We start from the raw sequence: 16959 nt of genomic DNA, 5'->3' as shown, positions 1-16959 counted from the left end.
AAAAACTTGTTTTGATATCAAATGACATGTTTTTTATACAATACCCATTGATTTAGAAACTAAACGTTTCAAATTCAGCAAATGATTGATAGCAAATATATAAAATGTTTAACAAAATACACACAATGTTAAACAGAATATTTTTGTCTTATAAAATAAACCTGTCCGGACATGTAATGCTCTTGCATACTTAAAACTGAGCTAAATGATTAATCGAACATCCCCTAATTCTTCAACGCGGTATGCGAATTGTTCGTCAGGTGATCCTATAAACATAAAATTTATAGGGATGTTCCAACGTTTGGATAGCTCTTGAATTTTTTCCGGACCAAAAATCCCCTTTTCTTCAATTAATTCAATATTTATCAAGGGGTATGCACGATCTAAAACCCGTACATCATTTCTTAGGTTTGGAGCTATATGATTGTCTTCATTCAAAACGGCAACAATTTTTAATCGTTTTGTGTTTTCATTGGCAGAGATATATTGCAATACTTTATTTAAAGTGGCTACATCGTCATGATTTGTAAAAAATACAAATTGTTGATTGTTAATTTTATGAATAGCTTTTTTTATTTTGAAACTCAGGCTTTTGAATATGGCTAGTTTTTCAGACGTTAAGTAATCAATAAATAATAACAGCCCTTTTAACACGGTTGTTCTATAAAGCATAAAACCTACAACCAGTAAGGTAGGAATCAAATAATCTAAAAATATGATTAAATAGTCCGGGTTTAGAATCATATTTCCCAATAACGCAATGGCTACGCCCGCAATGGCTATGACGATTGAAATCCAACCTGCACGTTCCGGCCTTGGCAAGTTGTTTCTGTTTACCTTAAGCAACACATTTCCTATAGCAAATAAAATCATGACACTTAAAAACGCCATAGTATAAACACCGGCCAATGCCTTTAAATCTCCAAGCGTGATAATTAAAATAGAACTGCACAACAAAAAGAAGGTGATATAAATTAAAAAAGAACTTCCTTTTTTGTTCTTTTTCAATAAAAAACTTGGTAAAATCCTATCTAGTGCCATACGTTCTACCAATCCGCCTATACCCACATACGAGGTCAATACAGCGCCGCTTAGTACCAAAGCTGCATCAACGGACACTAAATATAAAAGCCATTGCCCACCTGTTAAGTTGCCCATAAAAGACAATAAGGTTTCTTCATTTGCATTTATCGTAGCTATAGGAATTATTGATAAAGCTAAAAATGCCAACAAAGGGTTAAAAACGGTTATTACAATCCACATATTTCTTAATGTTTTTGGAAACACTCCTTTTTTTTGATCTTCAACATAATTGGCAGAACTTTCAAAACCACTTATGCCTAACATGGCTGCTGCAAAGCCAAAAAACAAAGCCATTGTAATACTGCCTTTTAAAGGCGCTTTAAAGTTTGAATAAAGCACATCAAAGCCATGGTTGATAAGAAAGTATATGCTGAACAAACAAAGTGTAACCAATGAACAGAGGTGAAAAACAAAAATTACTATAGCAACTTTTGATGATTCTCCAATACCTGAAATTGCCAAGGCCATAAATACGGCCAATAAAAGTATGGTGGTATACAATATAGGAATCCCGCCCCATAAACCATGAGTATATTTTACGGCTTCACTAGCCGAAATTACAGCCGTAGCCATGTAGGATAACACAGTTAATGCGGCAGCAAATGAAGCTGTTGATTTTTTTGTAGTATTTAATAAAGCGTTATATGCACCACCATTTAGCGGTAATGCGCCAACAACTTCACCATAAATTTTTCTAAATAAAAAAAGGACGATGGAAACCATAAGTAGCGAAATCCACGCATATTGTCCAGCATAAACAATAGCTAAAGCCGAAACATATAAACAGGATGAACTAATATCATTGCCGCAAATTGCAGTAGCCGCAAGTTGATTAAGCTTTTTTTTCATCTGTTTTTGAGTTTATCTTATACTAAAGGTAATTAGATAATTGCTCTTTTATAAAATTAAAACCAAAAATTTTGAAGTTAATTCAAATAACAAATACCTGTTTTGTAAATATACAAGCAGTATTAATCAAGCAGTAAATGCATGTTGAAATGCTGACATCACCGCGATTAGTTAAGAATACATTCATGTTTTTTTAAGCTTTTGTTAACAATAAAAGCATTTGTATTGCGTAATTTTATAGGATTATAAATGACTACTTAAATAACTAATAAAAACTAAAAATGAAAAAACTACTATTAATTTTAATGGCATTTACCCTGGCTTATTCGGTAAATGCGCAAATTGAAACACCACAACCAAGTCCATCATCAAAGGTGGAACAAATGGTTGGATTAACGACTGTAAACCTAGACTACTCTCGCCCTGGCGTTAAAGGAAGAACCGTTTTTGGAGATTTAGTGCCTTACGGAAAAGTGTGGAGAACGGGTGCCAATGCCAGAACGAAAATAACCTTTAGCGAAGATGTTGCTGTAGATGGGCAAGCACTTAAAGCGGGATCGTATGCGATTTTTACAATTCCTCAAGCAGATTCTTGGGACGTTGTTTTTTATACCGATTATAACGGAGGCGGTGCACCTGCTGAATTAGATGAAAGTAAGGTTGCAGCCAGAGTAAGTGCTGAAGTACACCCCATTCCTTTTAATGTTGAAACCTTTACTATGGATATCAATAACATCACCAATAGTAGTGCAACTTTAGAATTTATTTGGGAAAAAACCTATGTAGCTGTTCCATTTACGGTGCCAACCGATAAAGCTGTTTCTGCGGCTATTGAAAAAACTTTAAACGGCCCGGGTTTTAACGATTATTATGCTGCGGCAACCTATTATTTAAGTGAAGGAAAAGATATTGCTAAGGCCAAAGAGTGGATTGATAAAGCCATGAGTATGACCGATGATCCTCGTTTTTGGCAGCTAAGGCAAAAATCTTTAATTTACGCTAAAGCAGGTGATAGAGCGGGCGCTATCGCAGCGGCTAAAAAATCTTTAGCTGCGGCAGAAAAAGCCGGAAATGCCGATTACGTAAAAATGAATAAAGACTCGCTTGCCGAATGGGGCGCGATGTAAATTAGGCTTCTTAGAGTCTTAGGCTTTCTATAAAAATTAAATAGCGCAACTTTAAACCGTTGCGCTTTTTTTATCGAAATTGTATCGAGTAGTTGGGCGTTTTAGCACGCTTTCCGCTGTATCTTTTTTAGGTCATAGCGATGAGGAACGACGTGGCCATCTGTTAAATTTTTAGCTCATACAAAGTACTTTTCACGTCTTTAAAAAAGGATGTCGCTGCAATCGTTAACGCGTGTGCTTGCCCAGGTTCTTTTTAGTTTTGTTAGTCGTTGTCTTCCAAAAAGAAAATGTCTTCCACGGGTTTTTTAAAAAGCTTTGCTATTTTAAGCGATAACACGGTTGATGGTACATATTTATTCTTTTCCATGGCGTTTATGGTTTGTCTGCTCACGCCAATTTTTTTTGCCAGATCCGCTTGGGTTAAATCGTGTATGGCACGTTGTACTTTTATATTATTCTTCATGGCTCCTCGATTTTAGTTTTAAAAAGTTGAAGCGGATAATAAAAAACAATAAAGGCGTAAACATATTGTAAACCAAGACATGAAAAAAAGTAAGATCATAAATAAAAACAATGGTTAATAACAAAATAAAATAATTAAAAATAATAGCCCATACCAAAGAGTCTTTTCTGAGCTTGTATATAAATTCATCTTCAACCTTTTCTTTTGAAAAACCAATAATCAAACCTCCTATTATAATGGCAACGGAGGCCAATTCACCGGATATGCCAGTTTCAATAATCTTAAAGTATTCCATTTCTGAAGACCCTAAAAAGCCTTCATTAAAAATAGATAATACTTTTGCTTTTAATGGTTCGTATTCGTAATTGGAGAATACAATAATAAGTCCTGAAATAATTCCCCCTATAAAAAGAATCCAACCTAGGGGTTTTAATTTGTTTGGTAATAAATAATTTGTTTTCATAACTGTTCGTTTTAATTTGATTTATATGATTGATAAATCAAAAGTAAAACAAACTTTACATATAGACAAATGAAATTAACTTAAAGTAATAATAACTAGTCTTTTTAGTTGTTAGTAATGAAGATTTATTAGGTTTCTTACGTCATCTAAAGTTTTAATAAGCTGTTTGCTAAAGGCAAAAGTCATGATGTCGCTTTCGGTTTTTTGTGCTCTGAGTAGATTGTTAAAATGTTCAATTTCGTAGTTATAGCCAATGGTTTTGCAATTAAAATCGATAGTTTTTTCTTTGCCGTTTAAATCGGTTATGCTCACTGTAGTTGGACCATGGAACCGGGTATTGATTTTAATCATTCCGTTTTCACAATAAAAATTAGCTTCAGTGGGTGTGTCCTCTAAAAATGAGCTTTTTAAAATGGCCGTAACATTTTTATCGTAATTAAATTCAATGTCGCAACTAGAGTCAACTTCCGTGTCGGCAAATGTAGCTTCAGCTTTTATGTGTTTTGGTTTTCCTAAAGTAGATAGCGCTGCAAAAATAGGGTAGATGCCAATGTCCAATAAACTGCCGCCGCCCAAAGATTTGTCCCAAACACGAGTGGTTTTACTGTGATTGGATTTAAACCCAAAATCGGCTTCCAACTTTAAAACGTCACCATATGTTTTGTTTGCTATTTCCTTTAATACTAATTGATAATGCGGTAAAAAATAAGTCCAAAGCGCCTCCATTAAAAGTACCTTTTTTTCTTTGGCTTTCGCTATCATTTGTTCCACTTCCTCGACATGCATCGCTAAAGGTTTTTCGCATAACACAGCAATGCCGTTTTCTAGACAAAGTAGCGTGTTTTCTTTATGAAAAACGTGTGGTGTTGCTATATAAACAGCATCAATATTTGGGTTTTTTGCCAAAGCTTCGTAGCTGCCATAGGCTATATTCGCTTTGTGTTTTTGAGCAAATTCGGTTGCTTTGTCCAACGATCGTGATGCAACGGCGTAAAGTTTAGCATTTTCAACCGTTAACAAATCCTGGACAAATTTATTGGCGATATTGCCTAAGCCTATAATACCCCAATTTATGGTTTTATTTGGAGTTGATTCTCTCATTGTTCTTTTGTAAAAGTTGGATTGAAAATGCAATTAAAACCACTAAAACACAACCGAATAAGTTGAGCCATAAATAAGGCATCCAATCGAGCCACCATCCAATTATAACGATAGCTTGTGTAATTAATGCGGCCATAAAAACAGCATTGGCTTTAATGAATTTAAAGAAAAACGCCAACAGGAAAATACCCAAAACATTACCGTAAAATATAGACCCGATAATGTTTACGAGCTGTATTAAATTTTCGGCTAGATTTGCAAAACAAGCAATTATTATGGCTATTATTCCCCAAAGTAAGGTGAACAGTTTTGTAACTTTAACCATGTGTTTTTCATCCTTTTCTTCTTTTAGGTTTCTGCCGTATAAATCGATGGACGTAATGGTTGCCAAAGCGTTTATCTCGGATGCGGTCGATGACATGGCAGCAGAAAGTATAACCGCCAACAATAAGCCTATCAAACCTTTAGGCAAGTATTTTAAGATAAAAGTGATGAACATGTAATCCCTGTCGTTGGTTTGGGTGTCTTTTGCAGATTCGTTATACCAAGCCCTTAATTCTTCTTTTTTCTCTTTGTAAGCCTCGCTGCTTTTGTTGTTTTCCAGGGCTAATAATTCGGTATTTAACTTGTCGTATTTATTGGCATAAGCGGTATCAATGGCTCGTTTTATCAAATATTTTGACTCCAAACGATGTGTTTTTTCAATGCTATCCATTACGAATAAATCTTGTCGTAATTCATCATCATCATGTTCTGAAAGCTGAATGCTTAACGCTTTCTTTTCATCGAAAAGTGTATTTTGCCTTTGCTGAAGATTTTGATATTGCTGCGCATATTCCGAAGTTAAAACCTTTTCAGTCGACGAATCAATAAAATTTAATGGCGCAGGGTTAAATTGATAAAACACAAAAACCATAACGCCCACCAACAAAATAAAGAATTGCATCGGCACTTTTAACAGGCCGTTAAAAATCAATCCCATTTGCATTTCTTTCATCGATTTAGCCGAAAGATAGCGTTGCACCTGACTTTGGTCTGTTCCAAAATACGCCAAAGCCAAAAATGTTCCGCCGATTAATCCGGACCAAACGGTGTATCGATTTTCTAAATCGAACGAAAAATCCAAAACGTCCATTCGTCCGCTTGCCCCGGCAATATCGAGTGCTTTGGTGAACGAAACGTCTTCTGGAATTAAGTTTAAAATAATAAACAATGCGGCAAGCATGCCCGCAAAAATGACAAACATTTGCTGCTTTTGGGTAACCGTAACCGCTTTTGTGCCACCGGAAACCGTGTAAATAATAACCAGAACGCCAATGGCGATATTAAGATAGGTGATATTCCAGCCCAAGACCACCGACAAAATAATGGCAGGTGCAAAAATGGTAATTCCTGCAGCTAAACCACGTTGGATTAAAAACAGAATAGCGGTGAGGCTTCGGGTTTTTAAATCGAATCTGTTTTCTAAAAACTCGTAAGCGGTGTATACTTTTAAGCGATGGTACAGCGGAATAAAAACCAAACAAATTATAACCATGGCAATAGGCAAACCGAAGTAAAATTGCACGAAGCCCATACCGTCTGAAAACGCTTGACCCGTTGTAGATAAAAAGGTAATAGCGCTGGCCTGAGTTGCCATTACCGATAAACCAATGGTCCACCATTTTGTTGTACTGCCGCCTTTTATATAATCATGTGCACTTTTTCTGCCCCTTGTTTTCCATGTGCCATAACCTACAATAGTAAATAGTGTAACAGCTAAAACAACCCAATCAATCCAATTTAATGTTTGCATATTAAAACGCTTGCATGATTAAATAAAACACTAAAATGTAAATGGCATTGGCAATTAAAACTATAGAATAAAGCTTGAGCCAAGGTTGTTTTTCCGGTTTGTCTTCTGTCATATTTAATCGTTTAGTTTAGCTTCTAGTTTTAAATCTTCTTTACCGATGGAAAGCATATTGGCGAATAATCGGTAAGCTCCGGAAACCCCTTCTGGGAATTCCCTAAAAAAGCTTAATCCTGTGTATATATAATGGCCTTTTCCGTATTTGGCAACCAATAAGCTGCCATCTTTTGGTGATTCATTTTTATCGTTCATGGAAAGAATTGGCGTAAATTCGTTAGCCCAATCATCAGGAAAATACAAACCGCGCTCTTGGGTCCAGCCTTCAAAATCTTTTTGTGTGATTTTATTGGGATAATTAAGAATAGGGTGCTCGGGATTTAAAAAACGGACTTCGGCATTTTCATTCGTAACGCGGTCCCGTGATAACTTTAAATTGTAAGGCGCTAAATGGTTAACTTTTATTCCGCGACTGGTGTTGTATTGTACAATCATATTGCCACCATTTTTAACAAAATCGAATAGTTGTTGTTGTTTAAATTGTATATCATCAAGTACATTATAAGCCCTGATACCAAACACTATAGCATCAAATCTACTGAGCATTTCGGCATTGATATCCTCTGGTTTTATAGTTAACACATTGTATCCAATTTGCTGTAAACTTTCGGGAACCACATCGCCGGCACCTTGAATATATCCAATATTTTCACCTTTCTTTTTGATATCCAAGCGTACAATTTTGCTTTCGCTGGGTAATAAAACGGTTTGAAAGGGAATATGGTCGTAATCTATTTCAATAAGTTCTTTGGTGTATAAATTATCGTTGATTGTAACTATTGGGCTCATGTAGCCTTCGCTCTCGTTTTTAGGCGGAATAACGGTAAACACAAGAGTTTGTTCTTCGCCTTTATGCTTAATGTTAACTTTTTGATTTTTAGGATAAACACTCCAATCGTTTGGATGACAAACTTCAACAGATCCTTCAAGGTTGTCTCTTCCCGCTTTAACAACCACGGCTATGTCGCGTTGTTTGTCATTGTCTAAAATGATAACTTTTTCGGTGATTTTGGCCGATGCTTCAGGAATGACTTCAAAAGGTTTGTATAATTCGCCTTTTTCCGGTTTTGAGTAACGGTGAACTATGGGTTTTGTGATGGTTAAAGGAACGTTATTGATTAAAAGATTGAAGTCGATATTGTAAAACCGAGGTGTTTCGGGCAGGCCTATTAATTTGCTGTCGTTAACTTTATACATGCCCAAAGTGCCCTTTTCACTTAGCCAATATGGTGTGGTGGGACTTTCATCTTTATCGATTTTTATAACTTCTTTAAAATTGTATTTCACATTGTTTTTTAATGCGATGTTTTTTGAAATATTCAAATCACCTGAATTGTTCAAACTCACCAAATTTATGGAGAGATTACTGCGGTTTAACACCTCAATGTCCACATTTATTTTTTCGTTTGGGGTAGCCCAATTGGTATCGGCAGAAACTTCTAAATACAAACCTGCACACATTTCAATTATGGCTTTTAACTCTTTTGATTTTTGGGTTTTCCAATGGGTGTTTTCAATGTTTTGAAGCATTTTAAAAGCTTCAAGCAATTGCGGAATGTGTTGTGATGGATTGTTAAAATTGAAGCTTTTTTCAACTTCATATAAAATATCACCGATGGCTTTTCCGCCTTTTACACGATTCCATGAGGTATCAATACCAGCAAAAATATTGTCGTCATCGGTTAATGGGTCGCCTTTTAAAAGTTCGATATATTCCTCTTGCGAGCCACGTTGTGATAAGCGTCCGAAACCTTGGCATAAATGTTGGCTACTTGCCAAAGCGGCAACTTCGTTATTTGATAACCCTTTAAGCGGATAATAGGTGCCCACATCAACGCTAATCATATTGCTTTTATCAATTTTATCGAACGCTTCCCTACTGCCATAACGCCACCAGCTTGTGTTGTAAAACAAACGTTTCGGTTGCCAGACGCTAGCGGCTTTTAGTAAATCAGAAAAAGCGGATTTATCGTTTGCGAGATCGAAAGCTTCCAAACTTAATAGGGCAGAACTGGTATGGTGCCCGTGTGTTGTACCCGGAGTCCGGTGGTCGAACCTGTTAATAATGATGTCTGGTTTAAATTGACGAATGGCCAAAACCACATCGCTTAAAACCTCGTTTTTATCCCACATGGATAAAGTTTCTTCCGGGTCTTTGGAGTAGCCAAAATCGTTTGCTCTGGTAAAAAATTGTTCGCCGCCATCAATTCGTCTTGCTGCCAATAATTCCTGGGTTCGTATAACGCCTAAAAGCTCTCTAAGTTCTGGGCCAATAAGGTTTTGCCCGCCATCGCCACGTGTTAACGATAAATAGCCTGTTCGCGCTTTTACATGGTTAGACATGTATGAAATGAGGCGTGTATTTTCATCATCCGGATGTGCCGCTACATATAAAACAGAGCCTAAAAAATTGAGTTTTTGAATAGATTGGTATATCTCTGAAGAGGAAGGGGTTTTGGGTTTTTGAGCATGTAAAAACGTGCAGGAAATAAATATTATAAATATAGAAATTAGGTTTTTTCGCATGATTATTTTGTTAGCTAAAAACCAAATATAACAAAGTATAACAGCCGAAGTGTAGCTTTTAATGTTTCTTTAACTTAAATTTATTACAACCACTTTTTCCGTTTGAAGTAAAAAAGCATCCCGATAAAAAGCACAATCATGACGCCCCACAAAATAAAATAGGCGTATTTGTATTGCAGTTCCGGAATGTACTCGAAATTCATCCCGTAAATTCCGGCAATAAAGGTAAGCGGAATAAAAATGGACGCCATTATGGTAAGCACTTTCATCACTTCGTTCATTTTATTGCTAATGGAAGTCATGTACATATCCATTAAACTCCAAATCATTTCGCGATAAATATCAATGTTTTCAGACACATGAATTAAATGGTCGTAAATATCTCTATAATAGGTGATTGTCTTTTTGTGAATAAGTGGACTTTCATTTTTTTCGATGCGACTTATAACTTCGCGCAGCGGAAAAATAGCCCGACGAACTTTTAGTATTTCACGTTTTAAATCCTGGATTTTTTGACTGATTTCACCGTCGACATCACCAGCAAAAATTGCAGTTTCAAAATCTTCAATTTTATCGCCTAAAATTTCTATAACACTAAAATAATGGTCTACAATAGCATCGATGAGTACGTAAAGTAAATAGTCTGATTTTAAGGTGCGCACACGACCTTTGGCATGTCTTAGGCGGTCTCTTACGGCATCAAAAACATCACCTTCGGATTCTTGGAAGGATAGCACATAGTTTTTTCCTAGAATAAAACTTACTTGCTCTGAAACTATGTGTTGGTTGTCGTCGTAATAAAGCATTTTCAAAACGATAAAAATATAGTCTACATGGTCATCAATTTTTGGTCGTTGGGCTACATTTACGATATCTTCTAAAATCAAAGGGTGAATATTGTAGTGATTACCCAAAGCTTCAATTTCGGTAACATGGTTTAAACCGTTTAAGTTTATCCAAGTTACGGAGTCGGTATCTTTATATTCAAAACTTTCTTGAATGGTAGGCAGTTCTTTTTCAACACAAAAATCTTTCGTGTAATCAAAGGTTTCTATAAAGAGCTTTTTTTTTGAACGCTCGCCAGTATAAATAAGGCTGCCGGGGATTTGGCCTATTTTCTTTTTAGATCGGTATACTCTTTTTTTTGACATTATTAAAAATATACTTTAAATATAGGGATTTTTACACAGCATCCACACCATCATCTTCATCAAGATTGTCAATAGCATCTTTTTGAATAAGCGTTACGGCTTTTTGAAGCATAAGATTATTGGGATAGGTTACCAAATCGCCATCATCCAAACGCAAATGCAGTTGAAACGCTCTGATGTCTTCAATAATGGCTTTAATGGGAAAATCTTTGTCATGAATTTCTATTTTATCGCCAACTTTGTACGGAAAGTTGAAAAACATAATAATACCAGAGGTTACGTTGCTTAATATAGACCATATCGCGAAAAGGGCAATACCAATAATGGCAAATACCGATGAAAAAATAAGTGCTAAATCTTCAAATTTAGCCCCAAAAACAAAAGATTCTATTAGTATGGCCACTAAAATTAGCGCCACCGTAATATATCGGCGTATAAGCCTAATTCGTGCTTCGTTAATACCGTTTTTTCTGGCAACTTTAGTTATGGTGAAATGCGAGATGGCTCTAATAATCAGTAGCGATAAAATAAAAATACCTGTTGTTATTAGTTGGCCTTGCAGTATCTCAGAAATCATTTTTTTGTTTGTTAGGGTTTAATAATTGGCAAATATACATTACAAATTAATACCACTTTAATTTAATTGAAGCGTATCTCTAAGTACTTCATCTTTATTGCTGTTTTTACCCCAATAGGCCGATTTTATGGTGTTTAGTTTTGTGGCTTTTGTTGTTAAGGTTTTTGCGTTTTTACCAAATCCGCTTTTAAAGGTTTCTTCCCAACCTAAAATATCGTGCGGGAAATTTGGATTAAATTGAATGGTTAATGTTCTATCTAATTCAGGGTATTCAATTGAATAGGTGTTGTTTGTTAAACTGACTTGGGCATTGTACGCTTTTAAGTCAACATGTTTTAATCGGCTATATTCAAGCGAGGGTATAATTTGCAAATTGCCAACGGGTAACGATTTTGGATCGATGCGCAACTGCGTCCAAAGTTCGTTTTCTAAAATAGATTTTACAAGTTTGAAATTTTTATCGCCTTCACTTTCAAAATACGAATATGATGCCACTTCAAATTTATCTTTATTGTTTAATTGGGCGTAAACCTGCCCGCACCATTCTTGAATAGAACTGGTTATTTTTATGGCATGTTGGTTATTTGAAACCGGATAAAACGTGCTTTGCATGATGGAATACGGATACAAGCCCGTGTTGAATTTTTTTGTCGCGTTTAACTTTAAAACCGAAATATTATTTGGATTTTGGTTATCGGCTTTTACTTGTTTATTGGGTAAAAAATCTTCGGTAACGTAAATTAAAACCGCTTTTCCTTCGCGTATTTCGCCGTAGCGTGCTTGCTCTAATTTGTACGAGGTAATTTCTGCTTTACCGGCGTACCAATAATCTTTAAACGCTTGCGATGGCCCTTTAGCTGTTGATGTTTTAGCAGAACTATTTGATTCCAAACTAGAAGCTAAATCGTGTGTTTCACTTTTTTTATTGCAAGATGTTATTAACAGAAACAACCCAATAACTGGCCAAATAAGAATTTTGCCTTTAATAATCTTTTTCATCTGATGGAATTTTTTGAAGTCTAAATTTACAAATTTATGAAGCGTCTGCCATATCATTTAACGTTTTATAAACGGCGTGGACCGGCAATCCCATAACATTAAAATACGAGCCTTCAATTTTTGTAACACCTATTTGACCAATCCAATCCTGTATGCCATAAGCACCGGCTTTATCAAAAGGCTTGTAGTTTTTTATGTAGTATAAAATCTCGTTGTCGGTTAGGTTTTTAAACGATACTTTGGTAATGTTGTGTATGGTTTTTTCATAATTTAAACTTGTAAAACAAACCGAAGTAATCACCTCGTGTGTAGCATTGCTCAAAGCTTTTAAAATAGAAAACGCTTCGTCTTCGTTTCGGGGTTTGCCCAAAGCTTCGTTATTATGCCAAACAATGGTATCGCTGGTAATGAGGATGTCGTTAGGCTTTAATTCTTTCTTAAAAGGAAGTGCTTTAAGTTGCGCTAAATAGTTACTGATTTCAAAATGTGTAAGTCGTGGTGGGTATTCTTCTTTTATGGGTTTTAATCGAATCTCGAAATCCAACCCCAAACCTTTAAAAAACGCTTGCCGCCTAGGTGAAGCGGATGCTAAAATGATATGGTGATTTTTTAGTTTTTGGTTTAGCATTCTATAGTATTGAAAAATTTCCTTTTTAGTATAGTCTTTCTAATATTTTTTTGACGATTAAAGTATCATTTTTTTTAGCCAAGAAAAAGTGTGTTGGGTTTAAAGCACCAGTTATAGCCAATATTCCATATTCTGAATTAAACATTATTGGTTCTATTCCATCAATGATTGGTTCTGCCATTCTATAATCATCAAACCATACTTCAGGGTTTTCCAAATATTGCAATGAATTCTCTTTAAATATTTTATATTCTTCGGAATTTAAAAATAGTGATTCTGTTTTTAGTTTATAATAAATTTCAAAATTTCTAGTAGAATCACTTTCACTTTTATACTTATAATGAATTAGTGTATCAGTTATAGTTTTTACAAGCTTAAATTCAGTTCGCATTTTAATTGAATCTAAAGTAGAACTATATAAATATCTTGATTCTATAATAGTGCTTTTCTTCTTTTTAGAATTTGAACAGCTCAATGAAACTAAAAGAACGATTAGTAATGTTAGATTTTTTTTCAAAATATTTTATGCTAATTAAACTTATATAAAAGTAAGGAAAGCATCCCTAACAACATCACCAATTTTAAAAGGTTGCTGATTTTGTGATAGTCTTTTTTGGTTTTTGCGTTAAATGACTTGATGCTGATATAAAACAAAGGGCCAATAATAAACACTAAAAAATACACAACAGCTATTTGGTTTTTGTACAACGAATTGATGGTGTAATACGATACCGCAAATAGCGGAATAAGCGTTAAAACAAAAAGGATGTTGCCCGCGCGTTCTCGCCCGATAACAATTGGTAGCGTGCGCATACCAGCTTTATAATCGCCGTCAATATCTTCAATATCTTTCGCGATTTCACGAATAAGATTTATAGCGAAAGCAAACAACGCATAATCTAAAATGATTTTGAAAAAGGTAAAAAGAGTTTGTCGGTTTTCGGTTGTTATTACCGGCAGTAATTCAAAAATACCCACAACAACTAGGCTTAATGCCACCAATAAGGAAATGATAATGTTTCCAATTAAAAGCGTTTGTTTTAAATAGGACGCATACACATAAAGTAAGGCCGAAATAATAACAAATATTGAAAAAAATGCACTCTTGCCAACAGATTGCGACAGGTAATACCCCAAGCCAACACCAATAACGTTTAAAGCAATAAAAAGATTATAAGCCGTTTTTTCTGAAATGGATTTGCCAACAATCAGCTTATCGGGTTTGTTAACAAAATCGGTTTCAACATCGTAAATGTCGTTAATCACGTTACCCGCGGCGGCAATGCAAATGGTTGCTAACACCAAAATTGAAATTTGCAAGGTGGTTAATCCAAAATCGACGCCAAAAGGTTCTAAAAAAGCGTATTTAATTAATAGCTGCACTAGGGCAATTAGTAATAAGTTTTTCCAACGGATGAGGTTTAAAAGATTCAATATTGATATTATAAATAAGGGTTGGTTCGGTTGTTAATTGAATATAAAAGATACTCGCGAAAGGTAACAATAATGATAAAAAGAACTAAAATGGTTAATACTATTGCCTGAAGGGATTTTCGTTTTTCTTCTTTTCTGATTTTGTTTTTAATGACTTCCCTTTCGGCTTTTGATAGTTTTTTATGAGAAAAATTTAGCTGATAATGATTATGGGTGGCTTCATCAAGTTTTTCTTTTAATGCAGAAAACGCTTTATTCGAGGTTTGATTAAACACACTGCGGCTGTTTCCAAAACCTATATATCCAAAACCTACGCTATGTCTTCTTTTGTTTCTAGCCAATGTTTAATCGTATTTCGCACTAAAATTTCCGTTCCATTTGCCTTGTACTTTTAGCACCTGTTCAATCACATCGCGAACCGCACCTTTGCCACCTTTTTTATGAGAAATGTATTTTGAAATATTTTTTATTTCTGGAACGGCATCTTGCGGACAACAGGGCAAACCGATAATTTTCATAACCGGAAAATCTGGAATATCATCGCCCATATACAACACGTTTTCCGATTTAATACCCTTTTTTTCAAAGTAATCGTTAAGCTGTTCAATTTTATTGTGCGCCCCTAAATAAATGTCTTTTATGCCCAAACCTTTTAAACGAATACGTACCCCTTCATTTGAGCCTCCCGAAATAATGCATACGTTAAACCCAGCATCAACTGCGGTTTTAAGTCCGTAACCATCTTTTATGTTCATTTTTCTAAGCATCTCGCCGGTGGTGGTTACGGTTACAGATCCATCGGTTAAAACCCCATCAACATCAAAAATAAAAGTGGTGATGTGCTCTAAATATTCTTTATAACTTTTTTCTTCCATTATGCGTGTTTTTTTCAAAATTGGTTGCTGAGCCTGTAGAAGTCCCATGTGTGTGCTGTATTGATTTGGTGAGCAGTTTGTAAATGTCTTTATGTTGCTCGTTTTTTAAAATTTTCAAATGTTTTTTTATGGTTTTTTTGTCGTGGCGTTTTGCGGGACCCGTTTGTGCCATGTACGGCGACAATTCCTGAACTTTCTTAGCGGTTTCAAGAATTAACGGTTTTAGCAAATCGAATTCGGCACCTTCACTTTCGGTAATTTCGTGCCCAATTCTATATAATTGATTTGTAAAATTATTGACAAAAACGGCCGCTAAATGCAGCACACGACGTTGGTCGCTGTTTACTTTTTTGGTTGGGCTTCCTATTGAAATGGCCAATGCTTTTAAAATATGATAATCCTTTTTATCGATGGTTTCAATACAAATCGGCACGTTTTTAAAATCCATTTCGGCATCTTTACTAAAGGTTTGCAGCGGATAAAACACACCGCGTTTGTGCTTTTTATCAATATCGTAAACACCAACGCCGCCCGAGGTGTGTGCAACCAATTTGTTTTCAAACGGAAGTTGTTCAGACAATTCTGCAATGGCATCGTCGCTAACGGCTATAATGTAAACATCGGCATCGTTTAAAAGTGCTAAATCATCAATAATTTCAACTTTATTTTTATAGGGCTTAATGGTTTTTAAGCTTCTGTTATACCATTGGTTTACAACAATATTTTCAGCTTTTGCGAAAGCTTTAAATAGGTGAGTGGCTACATTACCGGCGCCAAGAATAACTACTGAAATCATACTGCTAAAATAGAAATATTTAGATATAAACTTTGCGTTCTTTTATATATAATTTGTTTGATTTTTCTAAATGTTTAATCGCTCTAATTACGGTTTCAACCCGTAAACCCGTGAGTTCGGAAATTTGTTGGCGTGTTAGCTTAACCTCGTAAATTTCATTTGAAGACGTGTTTTCCTTAAAGTGGTTAAGCAAAGTTAAAATGCGGTGTTCTGGCGGGTAAACCGAGATTTCCTTCATTATTTTAGCCTTGTAAACCATGCGCTTACAGAGTAGCTTTGTGAATGTTAAATGAATGTCTGGGTGTGTTTTCAACAATTCGAAAAAAGTGGCTTTTGGCAATTTATAAATAACACAGTCTGATACACAAAACGCCGTAGCAGGATATTTGTAGTTGCCAAACAAAGGCGGCTCGCCAAACGAACTGCCATTACTAAAATAACCCTGTACAAATTCTTTACCACCTTCGGTAATATTGTACATTTTTATATCACCTTTTTTAATTTGATAATAAAATCTGGCCGTTTCGCCCTCATTAAAAACAATACTGTTTTTGGTATATGTTTTTTTAAGCGTTTTGTAATTATTAAGAATTTTTAAAGGAATCATATGGTTATGATTTGAATCATAAAAAAACAAAGATATGTTATAGAACTTTGAAGTATTCAAATAAAAAAATATATCATGAATTTTTATAAAAAATCTCTAAACAATTTCAACGAGAATTATATACTCTATATTCCATTAAGCATCATATTTCAAAGTTGTGTGGGCTCAATAGCGGCTATGTATATTTTAATTAATAGTAAGATTTCAGAATTTTATTTATTGGAATTAACCCTGTGCGTTGTTGTTTCAATGACATATAACGCGGCAATTATGGCACATTTAAAACTTAAATGGACATTTAATTTGTTAATTTTATCACTTATTGTTAATATAATTTTAATCGCATTAAACGTAATGCGCTTACAATAAGT

18 protein-coding genes are annotated in these 16959 nt (G+C 35.0%); 2 read left to right on the top strand and 16 right to left on the bottom strand.

Annotated elements, in window-relative coordinates; all coding sequences use genetic code 11:
* Positions 1-201 precede the first annotated feature (201 nt).
* On the bottom strand, positions 202-1932 hold the full coding sequence (locus tag ACN5J7_RS14235; RefSeq protein WP_418604417.1) for an APC family permease: 1731 nt from the start codon (positions 1930-1932) through the stop codon (positions 202-204).
* A gap of 281 nt (positions 1933-2213) precedes the next feature.
* Between ACN5J7_RS14235 and ACN5J7_RS14230 the strand changes: the two genes are divergently transcribed.
* Complete coding sequence (locus ACN5J7_RS14230; RefSeq protein ID WP_418604416.1) at positions 2214-3059, top strand: DUF2911 domain-containing protein; 846 nt, start codon at positions 2214-2216, stop codon at positions 3057-3059.
* 262 nt (positions 3060-3321) lie between these two features.
* Here the strand turns inward: ACN5J7_RS14230 and ACN5J7_RS14225 are convergent, their stop codons facing one another.
* The 15 genes from ACN5J7_RS14225 to ACN5J7_RS14155 all read right to left on the bottom strand — a co-directional run bounded on the left by ACN5J7_RS14225 (position 3322) and on the right by ACN5J7_RS14155 (position 16588).
* Positions 3322-3522, bottom strand: coding sequence for a helix-turn-helix transcriptional regulator (locus ACN5J7_RS14225; protein WP_311938970.1), 201 nt, complete (start codon positions 3520-3522; stop codon positions 3322-3324).
* On the bottom strand, positions 3512-3985 hold the full coding sequence (locus ACN5J7_RS14220) for a hypothetical protein (RefSeq protein ID WP_418604415.1): 474 nt from the start codon (positions 3983-3985) through the stop codon (positions 3512-3514). The genes ACN5J7_RS14225 and ACN5J7_RS14220 overlap by 11 nt, the downstream gene beginning before the upstream one ends.
* Before the next feature lie 111 nt (positions 3986-4096).
* On the bottom strand, positions 4097-5086 hold the full coding sequence (locus tag ACN5J7_RS14215) for a Gfo/Idh/MocA family oxidoreductase (RefSeq protein ID WP_311938966.1): 990 nt from the start codon (positions 5084-5086) through the stop codon (positions 4097-4099).
* Positions 5064-6881 carry a sodium:solute symporter gene (locus ACN5J7_RS14210; protein WP_418604414.1) on the bottom strand — a complete coding sequence of 606 codons (1818 nt, stop codon included), beginning with the start codon at positions 6879-6881 and terminating at the stop codon, positions 5064-5066. The genes ACN5J7_RS14215 and ACN5J7_RS14210 overlap by 23 nt, the downstream gene beginning before the upstream one ends.
* Before the next feature lie 114 nt (positions 6882-6995).
* Complete coding sequence (locus ACN5J7_RS14205; RefSeq protein ID WP_418604413.1) at positions 6996-9521, bottom strand: PIG-L family deacetylase; 2526 nt, start codon at positions 9519-9521, stop codon at positions 6996-6998.
* Positions 9522-9604: 83 nt separating this feature from the next.
* Positions 9605-10672, bottom strand: coding sequence for a magnesium/cobalt transporter CorA (corA, locus tag ACN5J7_RS14200; protein ID WP_418604412.1), 1068 nt, complete (start codon positions 10670-10672; stop codon positions 9605-9607).
* Between the two features lie 31 nt (positions 10673-10703).
* Positions 10704-11249, bottom strand: coding sequence for a mechanosensitive ion channel domain-containing protein (locus ACN5J7_RS14195; protein ID WP_418604411.1), 546 nt, complete (start codon positions 11247-11249; stop codon positions 10704-10706).
* A gap of 57 nt (positions 11250-11306) precedes the next feature.
* Positions 11307-12248 carry a septum formation inhibitor Maf gene (locus tag ACN5J7_RS14190; protein ID WP_418604410.1) on the bottom strand — a complete coding sequence of 314 codons (942 nt, stop codon included), beginning with the start codon at positions 12246-12248 and terminating at the stop codon, positions 11307-11309.
* A gap of 34 nt (positions 12249-12282) precedes the next feature.
* Entirely contained in the window at positions 12283-12876 is a 594-nt protein-coding gene (locus ACN5J7_RS14185; RefSeq protein ID WP_418604409.1) for a Maf-like protein, read from the bottom strand.
* Between the two features lie 25 nt (positions 12877-12901).
* Complete coding sequence (locus ACN5J7_RS14180) at positions 12902-13393, bottom strand: hypothetical protein (RefSeq protein ID WP_418604408.1); 492 nt, start codon at positions 13391-13393, stop codon at positions 12902-12904.
* 11 nt (positions 13394-13404) lie between these two features.
* Entirely contained in the window at positions 13405-14310 is a 906-nt protein-coding gene (locus ACN5J7_RS14175; RefSeq protein WP_418604407.1) for a geranylgeranylglycerol-phosphate geranylgeranyltransferase, read from the bottom strand.
* 8 nt (positions 14311-14318) lie between these two features.
* Positions 14319-14651 (bottom strand): hypothetical protein, encoded by a 333-nt coding sequence (locus tag ACN5J7_RS14170; RefSeq protein ID WP_418604406.1) that lies wholly within the window; start codon positions 14649-14651, stop codon positions 14319-14321.
* Between the two features lie 3 nt (positions 14652-14654).
* The gene (locus ACN5J7_RS14165) at positions 14655-15185 is read right to left on the bottom strand and encodes a KdsC family phosphatase (RefSeq protein WP_418604405.1); all 531 of its coding nucleotides are present in this window, start codon (positions 15183-15185) and stop codon (positions 14655-14657) included.
* Positions 15166-15981 carry a Rossmann-like and DUF2520 domain-containing protein gene (locus tag ACN5J7_RS14160; protein WP_418604404.1) on the bottom strand — a complete coding sequence of 272 codons (816 nt, stop codon included), beginning with the start codon at positions 15979-15981 and terminating at the stop codon, positions 15166-15168. Before ACN5J7_RS14160 ends, ACN5J7_RS14165 begins: the two co-directional genes overlap by 20 nt.
* A 19-nt stretch (positions 15982-16000) precedes the next feature.
* Positions 16001-16588, bottom strand: coding sequence for a Crp/Fnr family transcriptional regulator (locus ACN5J7_RS14155; protein WP_418604403.1), 588 nt, complete (start codon positions 16586-16588; stop codon positions 16001-16003).
* 75 nt (positions 16589-16663) lie between these two features.
* Between ACN5J7_RS14155 and ACN5J7_RS14150 the strand changes: the two genes are divergently transcribed.
* Positions 16664-16957: a hypothetical protein gene (locus ACN5J7_RS14150; protein ID WP_418604402.1), complete on the top strand. Its 294-nt coding sequence runs from the start codon at positions 16664-16666 to the stop codon at positions 16955-16957.
* Positions 16958-16959 lie beyond the last annotated feature (2 nt).

The sequence above is a fragment of the Hwangdonia sp. genome (assembly GCF_048381975.1).
GTDB classification, from domain to species: domain Bacteria; phylum Bacteroidota; class Bacteroidia; order Flavobacteriales; family Flavobacteriaceae; genus Hwangdonia; species Hwangdonia seohaensis.
This window is presented reverse-complemented; position numbering and strand designations above follow the sequence as displayed.

Coding starts and splice junctions, on each gene's coding strand:
- ACN5J7_RS14220 (WP_418604415.1), bottom strand. CDS start 3,985: ATGAAAACAAATTATTTATTACCAAACAAATTAAAACCCCTAGGTTGG.
- ACN5J7_RS14210 (WP_418604414.1), bottom strand. CDS start 6,881: ATGCAAACATTAAATTGGATTGATTGGGTTGTTTTAGCTGTTACACTA.
- ACN5J7_RS14205 (WP_418604413.1), bottom strand. CDS start 9,521: ATGCGAAAAAACCTAATTTCTATATTTATAATATTTATTTCCTGCACG.
- ACN5J7_RS14230 (WP_418604416.1), top strand. CDS start 2,214: ATGAAAAAACTACTATTAATTTTAATGGCATTTACCCTGGCTTATTCG.
- ACN5J7_RS14155 (WP_418604403.1), bottom strand. CDS start 16,588: ATGATTCCTTTAAAAATTCTTAATAATTACAAAACGCTTAAAAAAACA.
- ACN5J7_RS14190 (WP_418604410.1), bottom strand. CDS start 12,248: ATGAAAAAGATTATTAAAGGCAAAATTCTTATTTGGCCAGTTATTGGG.
- ACN5J7_RS14150 (WP_418604402.1), top strand. CDS start 16,664: ATGAATTTTTATAAAAAATCTCTAAACAATTTCAACGAGAATTATATA.
- ACN5J7_RS14185 (WP_418604409.1), bottom strand. CDS start 12,876: ATGCTAAACCAAAAACTAAAAAATCACCATATCATTTTAGCATCCGCT.
- ACN5J7_RS14195 (WP_418604411.1), bottom strand. CDS start 11,249: ATGATTTCTGAGATACTGCAAGGCCAACTAATAACAACAGGTATTTTT.
- ACN5J7_RS14225 (WP_311938970.1), bottom strand. CDS start 3,522: ATGAAGAATAATATAAAAGTACAACGTGCCATACACGATTTAACCCAA.
- ACN5J7_RS14235 (WP_418604417.1), bottom strand. CDS start 1,932: ATGAAAAAAAAGCTTAATCAACTTGCGGCTACTGCAATTTGCGGCAAT.
- ACN5J7_RS14165 (WP_418604405.1), bottom strand. CDS start 15,185: ATGGAAGAAAAAAGTTATAAAGAATATTTAGAGCACATCACCACTTTT.
- ACN5J7_RS14160 (WP_418604404.1), bottom strand. CDS start 15,981: ATGATTTCAGTAGTTATTCTTGGCGCCGGTAATGTAGCCACTCACCTA.
- corA (WP_418604412.1), bottom strand. CDS start 10,672: ATGTCAAAAAAAAGAGTATACCGATCTAAAAAGAAAATAGGCCAAATC.
- ACN5J7_RS14215 (WP_311938966.1), bottom strand. CDS start 5,086: ATGAGAGAATCAACTCCAAATAAAACCATAAATTGGGGTATTATAGGC.